We start from the raw sequence: 19,928 nt of genomic DNA on the forward strand, positions 1-19,928 counted from the left end.
ACTTATTAGAGTAGTACAAGCAGAAGTAAATAAAATTGATAGCATCTCCATTCTTATCTAAAATTCTATATAGATATTCTTACTTACCTCTTAACTTTAAACATATGTTTTATCAATCCTCCAACTAAATTCTAAATTTAGGTTTCCAGTACCATCTAAGCCTATCTAAGATCTTCAAAGCATGATATTGAACCCATATAATATTCTTATACTTTAACACTCTGTTAATAATCTCTTCTTATTCTCTATAAATGATACCATGTTTATAATACCACCCCACTACCCATATGATTTATTGTACTTACAAATGACAGCGCTTGAAAATTTCTATAAAACCTTGTCTTTATTTATTTCCTATACTTATAATATTACTATCACTTACTATTAATAAGGAACTAAGCATAGAATTAAGTGATTCATTACCTAATGCAATAATGCTAACGAAAACATTCTGTAAATTGCAAGATAATATACAACTAAATCCAGATGCAGGAGTTTTAGGGGAACATTAAATTAAGTATAAAGTAAGTATTTTAAGATTTTAGGAATTATAAGCTTCTTCTGTAGTAAGATATGCACAATATTAATACTCTTTAAGATTAAATGTTATAAAACTACATCTTTAATAAATATAAGCAATTCTTGAAAGAAATTTATTATATCTCTATAATTAACATATTCATTAAATTCAAGGTTCTTTGATAGTGATTGATAAATATTCTTCTAATTTAGTACCGGTAAATATCGAAGATGAGATGAAAGTATCTTATCTTGATTATGCTATGAGTGTCATAGTAAGTAGAGCAATACCGGATGTTCGTGATGGCTTAAAGCCAGTACATCGCCGTATTATCTATTCAATGTATGAAGCAGGTAACCACGCTAGTAAACCTTACAGAAAATCTGCTAGAATAGTAGGTGACGTGATGGGTAAATACCATCCACATGGGGATAGTGCTATTTACGATTCGTTAGTACGTATGGCACAAGATTTTTCATTGCGTTTGCCGCTTGTTGACGGGCAAGGTAATTTCGGCTCTATAGATGGTGATGCTGCTGCTGCCATGAGGTATACCGAATCACGAATGGCAAAAGTATCGCATAAATTGATTAGCGATATTGATAAGGAAACGGTTAGCTTTAATTCTAATTATGATGGTTCTGAACAAGAACCGTCAGTACTTCCTGCTATGTTTCCAAACTTACTAGTGAATGGTAGTGGCGGTATTGCTGTTGGTATGGCAACTAATATTCCACCACATAATCTTGGAGAAGTTATTGATGCTTGTTGTTTATACATAGATAATAATAATATAGAAATTTTAGATCTTTTAGAGGTTGTCAGAGGACCTGATTTTCCTACAGGATCAATGATTTTAGGTGTTAGCGGTATTAGGTCAGCATATTTAACAGGCCGAGGCAGCATCATTATAAGAGGTCGAACTGAAATCGAGAATATAGGAAGCGGACGTCAAGCAATTATTATTACTGAAATACCGTTTATGGTAAATAAAGCTAGATTAGTTGAGAAGATTGCTGAGATGGTTAAAGAGAAACGTATTGAAGGGATCAGTGATTTACGTGATGAATCGAATAAAAACGGTATAAGAATTTATATTGAATTGAAAAAAGATATAGTAGCCGAAGTAGTATTAAATCAAATATATGCTTGTACGCAGCTTCAAACTAGTTTTGGTGTAATAATGCTAGCACTTAAAGACGGCTTGCCTAAAGTAATGAACTTAAAGGAAGTAATTGCTGCTTTCGTTAATTTTAGAGAAGTAGTAATTACCAACCGTACTATACATTTACTGAATAAAGCAAGAGATAGAGCTCATATTCTATTGGGACTTACTATTGCTGTTAGCAATATCGATGAAATAATTCACATTATTAAGTCTTCAAATGATTCAAATGTAGCTAGACAAAAATTAATGGCACGCCAGTGGGATGCATTAAATATTTTGCCGCTTGTAAAGTTAGTGGATGACAAAGCAATGCTAGATAATCATAGCCAATGTAGATTTACTGAGGTGCAGGTTAAAGCAATCTTAGATATGAGATTACAGCGTTTAACTGCTATGGAGAAGAATAAATTAGAGGAAGATCTAAAAAATCTTGCTACAGAAATTACTGAGTATCTTAATATACTTGGCTCAAGGGAGAGATTACTTGAGATTTTAAAAGAGGAATTAGTTGAAGTTAAGAAAGAATTTGCAACCCCTCGTCTTACTTCGATTGAATTTGGTGAATTTGATCAAGATATAGAAGATTTAATTCAACGTGAAGAAATGGTAGTAACCGTAACGCTTGGTGGGTATATAAAACGTGTTCCTCTCAGTAGCTATCGTGCGCAAAAACGAGGAGGTAAGGGGAGATTTGGGCTTTCAATGCGAGACGAAGATATTACTACACAAGTTTTCGTCGGCAGCACACATACTCCGATGTTGTTTTTCTCAAATATCGGTCAGGTTTATAGCTTAAAGCTGTATAAACTACCATTAAGTAACCCTCAAGGTAAAGGTAGACCAATGGTTAATATATTACCTCTTAAAGAAGATGAATATATTACAAATATCATGCCATTACCTGAAAATCAGGATGAGTTAGGTAATTTAAATATTATGTTTGCAACTGCTAAAGGTAATATTAGAAGAAGCGATTTACTAGACTTTAAGAAGATCCAATCAAACGGTAAAATTGCTATTAGGCTTGATGAGGATGATAAATTAATTGACGTAAAACCTTGCAAGGAAGATGAACATATTTTACTTGCTACTAAAGCTGGTAAAGCACTAAGATTCCCAGTAGCATCACTTCGTATTATTAAAAGCCGTACTTCTGATGGTGTACGAGGCATGAGGCTTGCAGAAGATGATTCCGTAATTTCTATGACTGTGCTTAGAGGAATTAGCAGTACAAAAGAAGGAAGAGAGGCTTATTTGTCGATACCGTGGGAGCGAAGGCTTGAAATTGCTAAAGGAGAGTTAGTTAATCCTGAAGAGTTAATTGCAAACTTAACTGCTGATGCCATTTTAGAAATGGCTAGCTCTGAAGAGTTTATATTAACAGTTACTGAAAATGGTTTTGGTAAAAGAAGCTCAGCATATGGTTATAGAATTACTGATCGTGGCGGTAGCGGTATAATCAATATGGATGTCAATGACAAGACCGGTTTGGTTATCGGTGTTATGTCAGTTAAGATGGATGATGAGTTAATGCTTATTACTGATAGCGGTAAGTTAATTCGCTGTAAACTTGAATCAGTGCGTATTACAGGACGTAATACTAGCGGTGTCATATTGTTTAAGTTAGATGAAGGTGAAAAAGTCGTTTCTGCCTCTTTAATTGCTGAAAGTTCTGAGGATGAAGAAGATACTGAATTAGAGGAAGATAAGATTTGGCAATCTTAGGCAGTGTTTCTAAATACTTAAACATTACTGCGTTAGCTCATAAAACGTCTCCTATACTGTACAAACAGTGTACTCGTGGTTTTTACAGAGCATGCTATATTATTTCTGCTTTCATAGGAACTGAGTAATACAAAAACTTTATAATTTTCATTTCTTTTGCCTAAAATAAAACACTGTCTATTACACATTTAATTTTTAATTTTTGTAAACAAACAATTAATTAATTTCTGAACTAACTCTAATATAGAAAGTTGATTTAAGATGAGTAATATATAATATTTGAAACAAATTAGAGATAAGCAAATTATGATATGGTTTTTAATGCTAATTAGTAACTGTTACAGTCTTGATTATAGGTATTGTGTCAAAGTGCTATTAGTAGTAAATTTGATAGGAAATTTAGTTCAAAGTTGATGACTTTGAGAGTTTATTTTCAGGCAGCTGGTATATTTGTATTAGTTATAATATATTCTTAAAGTTAATTTATACAATACATCTCTAGATTACTAATTAAATTGTTTTCTTGCATATTTCTGCCCATTCTGCTCTCTAAAAGTAACTTCTTTAATTTAAAGTATTTAAAATTTCTAATTATTTTTCCTAGATTTGATAGTGCTATATTTAGGTTATAATTATCATTATAATTAGCTTCAAATGTTCCCAATATTAGGTAAGGATAAAAATAGATAGAAGTTAGGAATAGAGAGATTAAAAATATTAGTTTTATATTGTAAGTATTAACACAAGAATGATATAGAATAGGAGGTTCATAGGTAATTTGTGCTTTGAATGCTCTAAGATTCATAGACTTTTTTAGAACATTAAATATAGATTCAATGAATGAACGATCTTTTGCATAATAAAACTATGTCTTCTATATCTAACAAATGATTTTCATTTTTTCTGTATTTCCTGTAAATAAAGGTAATTCATGAGAATATAAGTTATTAAATTAATCTTTGGATATATCTTCTGGTCAGTAACTCATAAAGCTTTTAGTCTCCTTTTCTCTAAGGCTTGCTATATACTAATTTTGCTGCCCTCATTCTTTATGTACCTTATAAAAAGTATCAAGTATACCAAATATACTTTGATGTACATCCCTTCATTGTTGAGTACATGATTTAAAATCAAAATACTATATAACTTACACCTAGTCTTTGTAAATTTTTTATTATTTCTCTTCTCCATTCTTTCCTTATCCTAAATTTGCATTTTATAGATATTTACCATTATTTTACTAAATATGATAACCCATAAATTATTATAAATAAATAAGTTTATCATGCGACTATTGCAACAGTTAGGTAGATTGCTTCCTTTACATTTTGGTGATTTTATAGTACATTAACTCGAAATATTATATTCAAAGATATGTCAATATTATCAATAGTAACAGCACCTGATGAAAGATTGAAACAGAGATCTCAGCCTGTTTTAGAGGTTACCAGTCAAACACAAAAATTTATGGATGATATGCTTAAGACTATGTATCATCACAATGGAGCTGGTCTTGCTGCTGTACAAGTTGGAGTATTAAAGCGTATCCTAGTAATTGATATAAACGATCATGATGATATAGAAAGACCAAAAGATTTTTATCCGCTTTTTATAGTGAATCCTGAAATAATAGAAAAGTCAGAAGAATTAGTTACTGCTAAAGAAGGATGCATTTCATTGCCTGAACAATATTTTGAGATAATAAGACCAGACTCTATAAAAATCAGATATTTAGATTACCATAATAAGTTGCAAGAACTTGAAGCAAGTGATTGGTTAGCAAGAGTCATTCAGCATGAATATGATCATTTGGAAGGTAGGCTTATAATCGATTATTTAAGCAATCTCAAACGAGATGTAGCCTTTCGTAAGCTCAAGAAACTTAAAAATAATATAGTATGAAAATAATCTTTATGGGTACACCAGAATTTGCTGTTCCTGCTCTTAAAAATCTTATAAATTCTCATCATCAAGTTGTCGCTGTTTTTACTCAAATGCCTAAAGCTAAAGGTAGAGGACTTATTGAAGCTCAATCTCCAGTACATCAATTAGCGCTTAAACATCGAATATCTGTTTATATTCCTTCTACTCTTCGTGATGATGAAATAATAAATTTAATTAATAGAATTAATGCTGATATAATAGTTGTTACTGCATATGGTTTTATCATACCAAAAAGTATTTTAGAAGCAAAGAGATATGGTTGTCTTAATATTCATCCATCTGATTTGCCACGTCATAGAGGTGCTGCACCATTACAACGTACTATTATTGAAGGTGATCGAAAAAGTAGTGTGTGTATTATGCGTATGGATGTGGGACTTGATACAGGTGATATATTGATGAAAGAGGAATTTGATTTAGAGGAAAGAATAACACTACAAGAGTTACATGATAAATGTGCTAATTTAGGAGCGGAGTTATTAATTAAAACACTTGCAAATATCGATAATATAGTACCAATAAAGCAGTCTAATAAAGGCGTTACTTATGCTCATAAGCTAACTAAGGAAGAAGGAAAAATTAATTGGTATGAATCAGCTTATAAGATAGATTGTAAAATAAGGGGTATGAACCCTTGGCCAGGTATATATTTTAATTATAATAATAAGATAATTAAAATTCTTGAAGCAGAATATTTTGACAAATCTCATGATTTTACTCCAGGTATCGTTATTAGTGATAAGTTAGAAATAGCTTGTGGGAGTGGCATACTACAGGTAAAAAAACTTCAGCAAGAAAGTAAAAAAGCTTTAGATGTAGAGGAATTTTTACGTGGTACAAATATTTTAACAGGAGTAGTATTAAAGTAATGGTAAAAATAAAGATTTTTAGAATATTCAGAGCGTAAGGTATACTATAAACCTGAAAAAAGTCGGCTAAGTCTTTTCTTAAGAGCAGTTAAAATAATTTATAAAAAATAAAATTAAAATTATTTGAAATTAGTGTTTGACAAGTTTTAAAAATATAGATATAAAGTCATCACGCAAGGTTTAAGAAAACTTTGTAGCTGTTTAAAAAGTTGATAAAGCTAAAAACTAAATACACCGCGATAATAAAAATTTATATCGTGAGTTTAGATACTGACAGAGTGATTGTAAAATTAATTCTGTATGCATTGTGTAATCTCAAGTTAAAGGCATAAGTAAATATAATAAGAGCATTTGGTGGATGCCTTGGCACTAGAAGGCGATGAAGGACGTAATACGCTGCGATAAGCTTCGGGGAGTTGCGAATGAACTTTGATCCGAAGATTTCCGAATGGGGAAACCTACCTAATTTTTAGGTATCATATAGTGAATAAATAGCTACATGAGGCGAACCCAGCGAACTGAAATATCTAAGTAGCTGGAGGAAAGGACATCAACCGAGACTCCGTTAGTAGTGACGAGCGAACGCGGACCAGGCCAGTAACTTCAAAAAAATAACTAAAATAACAGTGGAAAGGTTAACCATAGAGGGTGATAGTCCCGTATAGGTAAAAAGTTTGAAGTTCTTGAGTAAGGCGGGACACGTGAAATCCTGTCTGAATATAGGGGGACCACCCTCTAAGCCTAAGTACTCTCTAGTGACCGATAGTGAACAAGTACCGTGAGGGAAAGGTGAAAAGTACCCCGACAAGGGGAGTGAAATAGTACCTGAAACCAAATGCTTACAAGCAGTCGGAGCAGACATATTTATATGTTTTGTGACGGCGTACCTTTTGTATAATGGGTCAGCGACTTAGTTTATCTAGCAAGCTTAAGCCGTTAGGTGTAGGCGTAGCGAAAGCAAGTCTGAATAGGGCGTGTTAGTTAGATGAATTAGACCCGAAACCGGGTGATCTAGCCATGGCCAGGTTGAAAGTGGAGTAAAATCCGCTGAAGGACCGAACCCACTACTGTTGAAAAAGTAGGGGATGAGCTGTGGTTAGGGGTGAAAGGCCAATCAAACTCGGATATAGCTGGTTCTCCGCGAAATCTATTTAGGTAGAGCGTTATAGCGATTACCGTCGAAGGTAGAGCACTGAATGAGCTAGGGGGTCCCACAGACTTACCAAACTCAATCAAACTCCGAATGTCGACGAGTACAGCATAGCAGACAGACTATGGGTGCTAAGGTCCATAGTCGAGAGGGAAAAAGCCCAGACCGCCATCTAAGGTCCCTAAATCATGACTAAGTGTTAAAGGATGTGAGAAGACCAAAACAACTAGGATGTTGGCTTAGAAGCAGCCATCATTTAAAGAAAGCGTAATAGCTCACTAGTCTAAGTAAGTTTTCTTGCGCCAACAATGTAACGGGGCTCAAGTCATGTACCGAAGATGCGGATTCATGTGTTTTGCGTGAGTGGTAGCGGAGCGTTCCGTAAGCCTGCGAAGGTGAACTGTAAGGTTTGCTGGAGGTATCGGAAGTGAGAATGCTGACATAAGTAGCGATAAAGAATGTGAGAAACATTCTCGCCGAAAGTCCAAGGGTTCTTGCGTAAAGTTAATCTGCGCAAGGTTAGTCGGCCCCTAAGGTGAGGCTGAAAGGCGTAATCGATGGGAATCAGGTTAATATTCCTGAACCTGAGGGATGTGACGAAAATAGTAAATTGTACAAGCTTATTGGATTGATTGTGCAGTGGATATTTTCCAGGAAATAACACCTTCGTTATAGACCGTACCCGAAACCGACACAGGTGGACAGGTAGAGTATACCAAGGCGCTTGAGAGAACGATGCTGAAGGAACTAGGCAAATTGCATCTGTAACTTCGGAAGAAAGATGACCTGCATGTGGGCAACCATAGGCAGGTGGCACAAGCTAGGGGGTAGCGACTGTTTATTAAAAACACAGGGCTCTGCAAAGTCAATAGACGACGTATAGGGTCTGACGCCTGCCCAGTGCTGGAAGATTAAAAGGAGGGGTGCAAGCTCTGAATTGAAGTCCCAGTGAACGGCGGCCGTAACTATGACGGTCCTAAGGTAGCGAAATTCCTTGTCGGGTAAGTTCCGACCCGCACGAATGGCGTAACGATTTCCCCACTGTCTCCAGTATCGACTCAGCGAAATTGAATTCTCCGTGAAGATGCGGAGTTCCCGCGGTCAGACGGAAAGACCCCGTGAACCTTTACTATAGCTTTGCACTGGTGTTAGGAATCAGATGTGCAGGATAGGTGGGAGACTACGAAGCAAAGGCGCTAGCCTTTGTGGAGTCACCCTTGAGATACCACCCTTCTGGTTCTTGGCATCTAACCGAGATCCTTGAATCAGGGTCCGAGACAATGCATGGTGGGTAGTTTGACTGGGGCGGTCGCCTCCCAAAGAGTAACGGAGGCGCGCGATGGTTAGCTCAGGTTGGTCGGAAATCAACTTTTAGAGTGCAATGGCATAAGCTAGCCTGACTGTGAGTCTGACAAGACGAACAGAGACGAAAGTCGGTCATAGTGATCCGGTGGTCCCGAGTGGAAGGGCCATCGCTCAACGAATAAAAGGTACTCCGGGGATAACAGGCTGATGATTTCCAAGCGTCCATAGCGACGAAATCGTTTGGCACCTCGATGTCGGCTCATCACATCCTGGGGCTGAAGAAGGTCCCAAGGGTTCGGCTGTTCGCCGATTAAAGTGGTACGTGAGCTGGGTTTAGAACGTCGTGAGACAGTTCGGTCCCTATCTGCCGTGGGTGTAGGAAGTTTGAGAGGATCTGCCTTTAGTACGAGAGGACCGAGGTGGACGTACCCCTGGTGGACCAGTTGTCGTGCCAACGGCACAGCTGGGTAGCTAAGTACGGAAGGGATAACCGCTGAATGCATCTAAGCAGGAAACCCACCTCAAAACTAGACTTCCCCATTAGAGCCGTGGAAGACCACCACGTTGATAGGTCAGGTGTGGAAGCGTGGTAACACGTGTAGCTAACTGATACTAATAGCTCGATTGGTTTACTTTGCTGTGAGATTACATGTGCATATAGTGTTAATTATATAATCAAATGTAGCATCAATTCATAAAAGTTAAGTTAGCTTTATCAACTAACAATAGTTAAATTAATACAAACATACTCAAAAAAGTTTGTATTGTTAGCTTGGTGGTTATAGCATGAGTGAAACACACGATCCCATCCCGAACTCGAATGTGAAACCTCATAGCGCCAATGGTACTATGTCATAAGGCATGGGAGAGTAGGTCACTGCCAAGCTTGCAATACAAATTTTTTATTTTTATTACCTGCTTTTATCTTTTTTAATGTTAAAGCCTTGCATCATTTTAGTATTTATCTATTTTTCTAATAAGTAAAGATTATAATATAAAGATATAAAAATTTGCAAATTAGGTTTATGCTTAAGGTAGGATCATATTTTTATTTTAAGCTTATTGTTTTTTGAACGAACTATAAATCCTGGTAAAACATATCCTTATTTACAGGTGGTTGCTAAATGGTTAGAAGTTTATGATCATTATTTTGAAAAAAAATGGTTGTGATGTGCTTATTGAAGGTTTAACTCATTTTAAAGAGTTTTGAAGGTGGTATATAGAAAGTTATTACCTAGTAATGTAGCTTGCAGCATAATAGAAGAAAAAAGCTTTAGGGCTTTAATATGTTTATAAGCTCTGCATATGATAGCTAATTTAGTAGTTATAAGGCGGTATCTAACTTATACATTGTAATTATGTGGTGCCTTTCTAGCGTAATAAATAACTTTTTGACCCTAAGGAATGCTAATAATCTTAACTATTTACTGCTTTAGCAACTATTATTAAACTTATCTAGTTGCCTTGTTTTTGTTGTATATTACATCATACTATTTTCTATTTTTATATAGTGCAAAACAAAATGATTAAAAGCTAAAAAGCTAATCAAGCAAGTGTTATTAATATCAACTTAAGTTCTTTTTTTTAGCTTTTAATTGCTTTTCTTTCTCTTCATTGATGTAAGACTCAGAGATTAAAATTTGTTCTTCTTTATTTTTTATGCTAATTCTTAAAACTTAGCTTATATGTTATGAGGTAGTATAAAACATTATTTAAGAGGATTAAGCTATAGGGGTAATTAAAGTAATTCAAAAATATATAATTGTTGGTTGAAATAATTATATAGTAAATTTTTAAGAAAAAATTTACTATTTCTAATTCTTGACGTTTAATAAGCTCATTTAATTTTTTATTATTAGCATAAACTAGCTTAATTAGTGTTCAGCATTAAGTAAATAATTCCCCTTAATTAAGTTTTTTAGTAATATTTGTTTTCTAAAAGCTTCTACCATAATTAACGATTAAAGAGATTAAAGCTATTTAAATGAATGTAACAATCTACATTAAATAGCTTTAGTCTGTTTTATATCATCAAATAATTCTACACTTATTTATAATTATTACGCTATTGAGATAGTTCTAATAAGGTTTTATTATGTAATAAATAATGACTCATTGTTAAGTTTTGCTAGACAGTAAATATAAACCTTAAAGCTTCAAACTGCTTAGCAAATTTTATTAGACATTAATTTAATGTTAATAATTTCCTAAAGCAGCTATACTGATTGTTCCTATGCTATAGCAAAAATTATAGTTCCTATTTAAGTTACTTACTGCTTTTTCTTTAATTTTACGTAAGTAACTTAAATAATGAGAATCTTACTACATTTATTACTTAGATCTGCTCGAAAAGATTTTAGAGTGTTAATTATTACTTTCTCTAAGTATACATGTAAGCGTACTGAGATTTTTATTCTTACAGCTTTACGTAAATTCTTTTAGGAAGTTAAAGAGTGGTACCCGCGGCCGGACTTGAACCGGCAAGAGCTTACGCTCCACGGATTTTAAGTCCGTTATGTCTACCATTCCATCACGCGGGCAGTTGTGGATATTAGAGTTGCACTTGCTAAACGGGTAGACTAATAAAAAAAATGTAAAAAGGCAAGTACTTTTATTATGTTCTGCATAGGAAATTTAAATTATTTATATTTTAAGGTATTTTTATGCGCAAATTAATAAAATAGGGGGAAGATACTAAAAAAATATTATAATTGTTAGTGCTAAATAATTAAAAATAAATAAATGTATATTTTCTGCATAGAGTCCCTAAATAATATAGGAAAGTTGAAGCATAAGTATGCTTTTGCTATTAATTTCTTAGATAATTAACTTAAATAGTGACAAAATAGTAGTAATATGCTAAATTAGCTTTAGAAAGTGATACTTTCTCTTGCATGTTATTGACAAGTACCGCAAGGTAGGATAGTTTTGCATAATGAATTTTTATCAGTTCTTGTATAAGTAAGGTTTAAATTTAAACTTTAATCAATTATAAGTATTGGTTAAATTCAATAAGTAATTTCTATCTAATAAAGGTTTTTATGGCTACAAATATAGTAGGTAAAGTTAAGTGGTATAATGCGACAAAGAATTTTGGATTTATTGAACAAGAAAATGGCGGTAAGGATGTGTTTGTACACAAATCCGCTGTAGAAGCAGCAGGTCTCCAGAGCCTGGATGAAGGACAAGGTGTAGTTTTTGACCTTGAAGAGAATAAAGGTAAAGTTTTTGCTGTTAACCTTAGAATTAAATAATTATATTTTAAATACTAAAAACAGCTATCCAAGGTTTTTTATAATTTAGGAATTCTTAGTCGTCTTTATCAAAATAGTAAATATTTTGTTTTTGTCTTATAATAACCGATATAATTTAAAGTATAATAAATTTTTTCTTGTTAAAGAGGATGAAAATACTCTATGATGGTATCATCATTAGTTCTAGCTTGAATTAGATTCTAAAATAGCTTCATTGTTCATTATGGTTTTATGTATTTAATTAGTGTTTTGTAGCAGTTATGCATATTTTTTGAATCAGAATAATTATATAAGTTGTTATTTTTTGCTGTAACTTATTTTTATACAATCAGTAATGTGCATATTTTGACTTAAAACTATATTGGATTATCATATAATGAAAAACTTTAATTTATCTGAAGAATTAATTATTGCTCTTGAGAAGATGAATATAACTGAGCCGACCGAAATACAAAAGCAATCAATTCCGGTCGCAATGGCAGGTTCTGATATACTCGCTTCTAGCCAGACAGGTTCGGGAAAAACTCTTGCTTATTTATTGCCGGCCATTAATTCATTTATTAAAAATAAAACTACTACTTTGATCCTTGTTCCGACAAGAGAACTTGCAACACAAATATATAGTACTTTAAACAAAGTAACTATATCTTACAAAATTAATAGTATAATTTTAATAGGCGGTGAACCAATGCCTAAACAATTTGTGCAATTAAAAAAGAAGAATCCAAAAGTGATTATTGGTACTCCAGGGCGTATTATTGATCATTTAACCCGAGGCAGTTTAAAAATTGATCATATAGGTATAACGGTACTTGATGAAATGGATAGAATGCTTGATATGGGGATGAAAGAACAGTTAGAAGAAATCAACAAATTTTTGCCAGAAAAGAGGCAGGTTTTAATGTTTTCTGCTACTATGCCAAAACATATTATTGCTCTTTCTCAGAAATATCTAAATAATCCAGTACGTATTACAGTTGGTGCTGCTAATAAGGCAGCTATAGAAATAAAACAGGAATCGGTACATATTTCTGATAAAGAAAAATTTAGTGAATTAACTAAACAGCTTAATAATAGAGAAGGATCAGTAATTATTTTTGTAAAAACTAAACGATCTGCAGATCAATTAGCTAAAATGTTGAGATATGAAAATCATGAAGCGGAAGCTATACATGGTGATTTAAGTCAACGTCAACGTGAAAGAGTAATTTCATCATTCCGTAAGTCAAACCATAGGATAATGGTAGCAACTGATGTAGCTGCTCGTGGACTTGATATTCCTCATACAAAGCATGTTATTAATTATGATTTACCAATGTGTCCTGAAGATTATTTACACAGAATAGGTAGAACAGGTAGAGCAGGTGCAACCGGTCATGCATTATCTTTTATTTCTCCTGATGATGTTATAAAATGGCGTGCGATTAATCATCTAGTAAATCAAGGAGAATCTACACCACGTAGTGAGTTTAGAAATGTAAAAAATAATCGTAGAAGATTTGGTAATAATAGAAGAGCTGATAGTACTAATAAGAAGTTTAATTCTTTTGATAATAACCGTAAAAGAAATTTTGACGGTAGCAGTTACAGTAATAAAAAAAGTAAAGTATCGTACGTATAGCTTGGTGTCGTTACCGTGAAAGTAGAGCATTGTTACATTGTTAAAAAAACTAGTGAAATATTATACTATGGTCAGGCCATAGTATTTTAAAAAGTGATCTATGATAATCTACTTTGATAGATTTATGACAAGTCAGTTTTTCTGGACTTGCAACAAGGTTCTATTTTCATGTTGGTAACATCGCGTGATTTGAAGAAGTGTGTGCGCGCACGATGTATGAAGTCTAAAAAAATAAAACAAAGGGGGAAAATTCATCACTTTTAATTTTTTACGATTTAAATCTATATTTAATATTTTATTCATATTAATAATTTCTTTTCCCGGCGGTTTAATTTATTTGCTTACCGGTTCAACTCTGTCTTTTTGGCTTCGAGAATCTAGTGTTGATAAAATTACTATCGGACTGTTTAGCTTAGTTAATTTTATTCGTATATTTAAATTTTTGTGGGGGCCTTTACTTGAAAAAGTAAGTTTTGTACTTTCAAGTAAGCAAGGATATAAATATTGTTTAATCCTTTCTTTAATCAGTTGCATTTTTTGTGTATATGTTTTAACAAGTTTTAATCCTAATAATAATTTTATATCGTTTGCTTTGTGCTTAGTAGCTTTAGCATTTTTTTCTTCAATTTATGATATATTATTACAATCTTCACAAATGCTATTCGTTACGAATAGAAATTGGGGTATAAGTGAAGCAGCATGTACTACAGGTTTTAGAATAGGTATACTTATTGCTAGCTCTGGTGCACTTTATTTATCGACCATTATATCTTGGCAAAATGTTTATAGGGCTATGGCAATTTTATGTTTGCCATCTTTATTTTTAATTATAATCTATCCGTTTAAATTTAAAGATAAAGTTATTGTTAATAGTTTTGATAGATTTTGGCATGCTTTCTATGACTTTATTAAAAAACCTAAATGGCTAATAATTGTCAGCTTTATGCTTCTATATCGTTTTCAGGATAATTTTCTTTCAGTAATGCCGAATATGTTTTATCTAGATATAGGCTACACTAAAAAGGATTTAGCTTTTGGTTATAAAGCTTTTGGTATGTGTGCTGCTATTTTAGGCGGTTTTGCAGGTGGTTTTTTATGTAGAAAATATGAATATTTATATCTGTTTAAAAGGGTATTAATATATCATGCTTTATCAAGTTTATCATTCCTATTTCTTTATTTTTATAACCAAGATCTAATTAGCTTATATATAGCTGTATTTTCTCAAGAGTTTACGAAAGGGTTAACTATGTCTCCATTTTTTGCTTACCAATTAAAATGCTGTAGCTCTCAATATTGTATAACTCAGATTGCCTTAATTACCTCTATTGCTCATGTTGGTACTATATTATTTGGTAGTATTTCAGGTTATGCTGCTACTTATTTAGGTTGGATTTACTTTTTTATAGCTGCTGGGTTTTGCTTTATTCCTGCTTATAATTTGATAAAATATTTACCTAAATTATAATATACTCGATGAATTTTAAAGATTGGCTATGTTGTTTTGAGCTCCAATGCTCGCATATTAATATGTGTGTCCAATTCTCAGGTTGTAAACACCTTGCTCTTTCTATTGCTTTTTGCTATACTATTCATTTATTAGGAATTTAATCATAAAGATGTTGTCAGAATCTAGCTATTTACTTACAATTGTTAACAAATTTATTATTTAGTTTATATTTATGTTTATTCAAACTGAAGATACACCAAATCCAGATGCAATAAAATTTTTTCCTGGGCAAGAAATAAGTAGTGGTCAACCTATATTTTTTAGTGAGCTTGCTGAAGTTAAAGGCAAAAGTAAGCTTGCGGAATCACTATTTAATGTTAATAACGTAAAATCAATATTTTTCGGTAGCGATTTTATTACGGTAACTAAGAAAATTGAAGGTAATTGGCAAGTGATAAAACCAGAGATTTTAATGATTATTATTGATTATTTTGCCGCAGGATTGCCAGTATTTGAAGAAAATAGTTTATCAAGTGCTATTATAAAATCTAATAGTGAGGAGCTTTCAGAAATTGAGAAGCAAATCATAGAAATTATTGAAACTAGAGTACGTCCGTCTGTTGCTCAAGATGGTGGTGATATAATATATAAAGGTTTTGAAAATGGCACAGTTAAATTAGCTCTACGTGGTGCTTGTTTAGGATGTCCTAGTTCTACAATTACCTTAAAAAATGGAATTGAGTCAATGCTTAAACATTTTGTTCCAGAAGTTCAAGAAGTTGAGGCTATTGAAGAATATTTTGACCTTTAGTAACAATTATCAATTATTATAAAAATCCTATTGTATCTTTTAAAGAATCTAGATATGGCTAAGATTAGTTCTACCGCTTGTTATGATGTCGCAACTATTTAGAGAGAAAGATACTGCTGCTTACTTTATTGATTCAACTAAACTATCTATATACTACACAAAACTTACAAGTAATAATTAAATATTTGGTAATCTTGTTAAAATAGCAATAAGCAGTTATAGGGAATCTATAGAGTATTCATTACATCTTGTAATTAATCATAAAGAAATAATTATGACAATTAAATTACTAAAGCTAATAGTACTAATTTATCAACAATAGGTGATATAATAACTGAATTACAAAACAAAATCTTTGATGATAAAAGATATATATCCAAAGATTAATTTAATCTCATTTCTTTCTTAAAAAAGCTGGTATATCATGAATATCAGATTCTTTAATATCTTGATCTTGCGCACTAATAACAATATTTTTGCGCTCTAAAACCTGATTATTTGAAGTTCGCAGCGAACTCCATATTTTTCCTAAAAATGATGATTTAGGTGTTTCTTCTTCAGGTTTATTGTTATATGTATTTACATTTAATTTTATTTCATCTTTATTTGCAGTAGTATCTTGATTTATTAAAGAATCAGTAATTTCAACATTTTCAGTACTATAGCTATTAAAATTTGGAATTTCATCTATCTGAATAGGTTGTAGTGTAGCTTCACTTTCTTCAGGGAGTAGAGTAGTTTCAGCCAATGCAGGTTTATATAGCGGTATTTTATCAGCATCAATACCAGTAGCAACTACTGATACTCTAATCATGCCTTTTAGTTCTGGATTAAATGTTGAACCAAAAATAATATTAGCATCAGGGTTATTTACTTCTTCTCTAATTCGATTGGCAGCACTATCAACTTCAAATAAAGTCATATCAGGTCCGCCTGTAATATTAATTAATACTCCTTTTGCTCCACACATTGAGCTATGATCAAGTAAAGGATTTGAAATTGCAGATTCTGCTGCTTTAATTGCTCTATCTTCAGCACTAGCTTCACCTGTACCCATCATTGCTTTACCCATTTCACTCATGACAGCTTTAATATCAGCAAAGTCGAGATTAATAAGTCCCGGCATAATCATTAAATCTGTTACGCCTCGGACTCCTGCATGTAGTACATCATCTGCCATTTTAAATGCATCAGCAAAAGTAGTCTGTTCATTAGCAATACGAAACAGATTTTGGTTTGGTATTACAATTAAAGTATCAACATATTGCTGTAATTCAATAAGCCCTTTATCAGCAGTTTTCATACGATGTCCGCCTTCAAAGTGGAATGGCTTTGTGACTACTCCAACTGTAAGAATACCAAGTTCTTTGGCAATGCGTGCGATAACAGGTGATGCTCCAGTACCTGTGCCTCCTCCTAGACCTGCTGTAATAAATACCATATTACTATTTTCTAGGTGACCATGAATTTCGTTTTCTGATTCTTGTGCAGCTAAAGATCCAATTTCAGGAGATGCACCTGCACCAAGCCCTCTAGTTGTAGCAATGCCTAATTGGATTTTATTTTCACAAAGAGAATGTTCCAGTGATTGTGCATCAGTATTAGCAACTACGAAATTAGCACCTTGTAGTTTAGCACCGATCATATTATTTACTGCATTACTTCCTGCGCCTCCAACACCGAAAACTGTAATGAGAGGCTTTAGTACTATATTTTCAGGAGCTTTTATATTTAAAACCATAATAATCTTTTATTTAATATAATCATTTATGCTTTAAGTATAATAAAAGATTTAGAAATTTCCATACTATTTTATGAAAAATGTAGATTAATATTCTCTTGTAGAAGTGGTACTCCATTATTGTGGTATGCTTTAATTAGTGCTTTATCATTAGTCACCATAGCAAGATCTTCATGTATTGCAGTTAACAAATAAATTATTAAGATTATTAGCTCTAGCAACTTGTATAAACTTCATACATAGTGAAGTTATAATTTGATATGTCAGTAGGTAAAGAATTTAAAGAAAAAACATGAAATAGTTAATGAGCAATCAGCTATTTAAGGTTTAAAGCGTATCTTTTACCTTCATTAATTAACTCTTTAATAGAATATAGTGCTAGTTTTTTACCTTTGCTAGAATAAATTATTTTTTCTACTCTAGGTTTTTTTTGTAATACAGGTATAAACATTGCAACAGGCGTATTAATGTTTACAGATAACAACTTTCCACTATCTTATACACGTTGTATAATGTTTAAAAAATGAATTTCTGCTTCAAATAAATTAATTTGATTGGACTAAAGTTATTTCACATATTTAATTTAAATAGACTTGTACTATTCTATTTTCTTCTTAATATTGTCTTACCATTTTGTTAGATACTACTATTTTATCGAATTCTTCTTCTGATAAAAGATTTAACTTTTTTGCTGCTTCTTTTAAGGTTATACCATATTTATGTGCTTCTTTAGCAATTTTTGCAGCATTATCATAGCCGATATGCGGGTTAAGGCTAGTTACTAGCATCAGTGATTTGTCACGTAAATCATTAATGCATGCTATATTAGGCTCTAATCCTTGGATACAGTGAGTAACAAAGCTATTTATAGCATCAGATAATAACTCAATTGATTGCAGAATATTATATATTATTACAGGTTTAAAGACATTAAGCTCAAGATGTCCATTTGAACCAGCAATAGTAACTGTAACATGATTCCCCATTACCTGTGTGCATACCATTGTTAAAGCTTCAACTTGTGTAGGATTTACTTTGCCAGGCATAATTGAAGAGCCAGGTTCATTTTCAGGTAGATGTAATTCACCAAGACCACACCTTGGACCGGAACCTAATAACCTTATATCATTTGCTATTTTCATTAAGCTAACAGCTATAGTGTTAAGTGTTCCTGAAAATTCTACTAATGCATCATGAGCAGCCAAGGCTTCAAATTTATTAGGAGCTGTTTTAAATGGTTGCTTTGTAAATTCTGCTACTTTCTGAGCAAATTTTATATCAAAACCAACTCTTGAATTAATACCTGTACCGACTGCTGTCCCTCCTTGTGCAAGTAAGTAAACTTTTTTTAGTGCATCTTCTATGCGTTCCAAAGCATATTCTATTTGTGTAATATATCCAGAAAATTCTTGCTTAAGAGTAAGGGGTGTAGCATCTTGCAAATGAGTACGCCCTATTTTTATGATTTTATCCCAGTCTTTTGATTTATCTTGCATAGTCTTAAGTAAATTATTTAAAGCTGGGATTAGCTGTTCTTTAGTTGCAAGTACTGTTGCTATGTGCATACTAGTTGGAAAAGAATCATTAGAAGATTGCCCCTTATTGACATGATCGTTTGGGTGTACAGGATATTTCCCACCTTTTTTACCTGTTAATTTCTCATTAGCTATAGAAGCAATTACCTCATTCATATTCATATTTGTTTGAGTTCCTGAACCTGTTTGCCATACTACTAGTGGAAAATTATCATTAAACTCGCCATTTAAAATTCTATCTGCGGCTTGTTCTATATTTTTAGCTATTTCAGGTTCTAGATCACCAAATTCATAATTAACCTTTGCAGCACATTTTTTTAAAATAGCAAGGGCGCGGATTAAAATTATAGGCATTTGTTGCTTGCCTATTTTAAAATTTTTTAAAGATCTTTGAGTTTGTGCTCCCCAATAAAATTTTTCTTCTATTTGAATTTCTCCAAAAGAGTCACTTTCAGTTCTGTAATTTTTCATAAGTTATTAAGTTATTATGAGTTATTATATAATTATTTTTTATAAGATAATCATTATAATGTAATACTGTATTTAAATCTGATTGCTCAGATAATTAAGAGACACTATAACATAAGTTTTCTTTTAATAAGGAAACTTTCTAGATTCTTGGCAATAAGTGCTAACGTGCTTTCTATCATAAGATTCCAATTAAGACTATAAAATTTTTGCTTAGTTTATATTCAAAAGGTTCAATGTAATCAGAATATTACTGCTTCACTTTGATGTATGTTAAGTATTATATTACTCATTTATTACATTTTTAGAATTATTGATCACTTTATTAAAACAGTTATTTAATACAGTTTTTATAACTTCTTATTTT

Annotated in this window: 10 protein-coding genes, 1 tRNA gene, 2 rRNA genes and 1 pseudogene; 10 read left to right on the forward strand and 4 right to left on the reverse strand. The window is 32.4% G+C overall.

Translation table 11 applies throughout. The features are described from left to right. Nucleotides 1-704 precede the first annotated feature (704 nt). The 6 genes and pseudogenes from gyrA (at nucleotide 705) to rrf (ending at nucleotide 9,567) form a co-directional block, all read left to right on the forward strand. Nucleotides 705-3,413, forward strand: a complete 2,709-nt coding sequence (gyrA, locus tag AC27F4_RS00580; protein ID WP_487061060.1) for a DNA topoisomerase (ATP-hydrolyzing) subunit A — start codon at nucleotides 705-707, stop codon at nucleotides 3,411-3,413. 306 nt (nucleotides 3,414-3,719) lie between these two features. After that, nucleotides 3,720-3,889, forward strand: a pseudogene (locus AC27F4_RS00585) (HIG1 domain-containing protein). A gap of 898 nt (nucleotides 3,890-4,787) precedes the next feature. Then, entirely contained in the window at nucleotides 4,788-5,315 is a 528-nt protein-coding gene (def, locus tag AC27F4_RS00590) for a peptide deformylase (protein ID WP_487061062.1), read from the forward strand. Next, nucleotides 5,312-6,226, forward strand: coding sequence for a methionyl-tRNA formyltransferase (gene fmt / locus AC27F4_RS00595; protein WP_487061064.1), 915 nt, complete (start codon nucleotides 5,312-5,314; stop codon nucleotides 6,224-6,226). The genes def and fmt overlap by 4 nt, the downstream gene beginning before the upstream one ends. 330 nt (nucleotides 6,227-6,556) lie before the next feature. Next, nucleotides 6,557-9,318 (forward strand): 23S ribosomal RNA (locus AC27F4_RS00600). Nucleotides 9,319-9,452: 134 nt separating this feature from the next. Continuing rightward, nucleotides 9,453-9,567: ribosomal RNA gene (gene rrf / locus AC27F4_RS00605) — 5S ribosomal RNA — on the forward strand. Nucleotides 9,568-11,135: 1,568 nt separating this feature from the next. Here rrf and AC27F4_RS00610 read toward each other — a convergent pair. After that, a tRNA-Leu gene (locus AC27F4_RS00610) sits at nucleotides 11,136-11,221 on the reverse strand. Between the two features lie 501 nt (nucleotides 11,222-11,722). Between AC27F4_RS00610 and AC27F4_RS00615 the strand changes: the two genes are divergently transcribed. The 4 genes from AC27F4_RS00615 to AC27F4_RS00630 all read left to right on the forward strand — a co-directional run bounded on the left by AC27F4_RS00615 (nucleotide 11,723) and on the right by AC27F4_RS00630 (nucleotide 15,817). Next, on the forward strand, nucleotides 11,723-11,935 hold the full coding sequence (locus AC27F4_RS00615) for a cold-shock protein (protein WP_487061066.1): 213 nt from the start codon (nucleotides 11,723-11,725) through the stop codon (nucleotides 11,933-11,935). A 376-nt stretch (nucleotides 11,936-12,311) separates the two neighbouring features. Then, nucleotides 12,312-13,556 (forward strand): DEAD/DEAH box helicase, encoded by a 1,245-nt coding sequence (locus tag AC27F4_RS00620; RefSeq protein ID WP_487061068.1) that lies wholly within the window; start codon nucleotides 12,312-12,314, stop codon nucleotides 13,554-13,556. Between the two features lie 253 nt (nucleotides 13,557-13,809). Continuing rightward, nucleotides 13,810-15,024, forward strand: coding sequence for an MFS transporter (locus AC27F4_RS00625; RefSeq protein WP_487061257.1), 1,215 nt, complete (start codon nucleotides 13,810-13,812; stop codon nucleotides 15,022-15,024). A gap of 214 nt (nucleotides 15,025-15,238) precedes the next feature. Further along, the gene (locus AC27F4_RS00630) at nucleotides 15,239-15,817 is read left to right on the forward strand and encodes a NifU family protein (RefSeq protein ID WP_487061070.1); all 579 of its coding nucleotides are present in this window, start codon (nucleotides 15,239-15,241) and stop codon (nucleotides 15,815-15,817) included. 394 nt (nucleotides 15,818-16,211) lie between these two features. Here the strand turns inward: AC27F4_RS00630 and ftsZ are convergent, their stop codons facing one another. The 3 genes from ftsZ to fumC form a co-directional block, all read right to left on the reverse strand. Further along, on the reverse strand, nucleotides 16,212-17,558 hold the full coding sequence (gene ftsZ / locus AC27F4_RS00635; RefSeq protein ID WP_487061072.1) for a cell division protein FtsZ: 1,347 nt from the start codon (nucleotides 17,556-17,558) through the stop codon (nucleotides 16,212-16,214). Between the two features lie 316 nt (nucleotides 17,559-17,874). Beyond that, the gene (locus AC27F4_RS00640; protein ID WP_487061074.1) at nucleotides 17,875-18,042 is read right to left on the reverse strand and encodes a hypothetical protein; all 168 of its coding nucleotides are present in this window, start codon (nucleotides 18,040-18,042) and stop codon (nucleotides 17,875-17,877) included. Between the two features lie 130 nt (nucleotides 18,043-18,172). Next, nucleotides 18,173-19,564, reverse strand: a complete 1,392-nt coding sequence (gene fumC, locus AC27F4_RS00645) for a class II fumarate hydratase (RefSeq protein ID WP_487061076.1) — start codon at nucleotides 19,562-19,564, stop codon at nucleotides 18,173-18,175. Nucleotides 19,565-19,928 lie beyond the last annotated feature (364 nt).

Source organism: Candidatus Rickettsia mendelii, assembly GCF_057543435.1.

Bases quoted from the DNA above. Each gene is read 5' to 3' on its own strand.
- AC27F4_RS00615 (WP_487061066.1), top strand. From the start codon at position 11,723: ATGGCTACAAATATAGTAGGTAAAGTTAAGTGGTATAATGCGACAAAG.
- def (WP_487061062.1), top strand. From the start codon at position 4,788: ATGTCAATATTATCAATAGTAACAGCACCTGATGAAAGATTGAAACAG.
- fumC (WP_487061076.1), bottom strand. From the start codon at position 19,564: ATGAAAAATTACAGAACTGAAAGTGACTCTTTTGGAGAAATTCAAATA.
- fmt (WP_487061064.1), top strand. From the start codon at position 5,312: ATGAAAATAATCTTTATGGGTACACCAGAATTTGCTGTTCCTGCTCTT.
- AC27F4_RS00620 (WP_487061068.1), top strand. From the start codon at position 12,312: ATGAAAAACTTTAATTTATCTGAAGAATTAATTATTGCTCTTGAGAAG.
- AC27F4_RS00630 (WP_487061070.1), top strand. From the start codon at position 15,239: ATGTTTATTCAAACTGAAGATACACCAAATCCAGATGCAATAAAATTT.
- ftsZ (WP_487061072.1), bottom strand. From the start codon at position 17,558: ATGGTTTTAAATATAAAAGCTCCTGAAAATATAGTACTAAAGCCTCTC.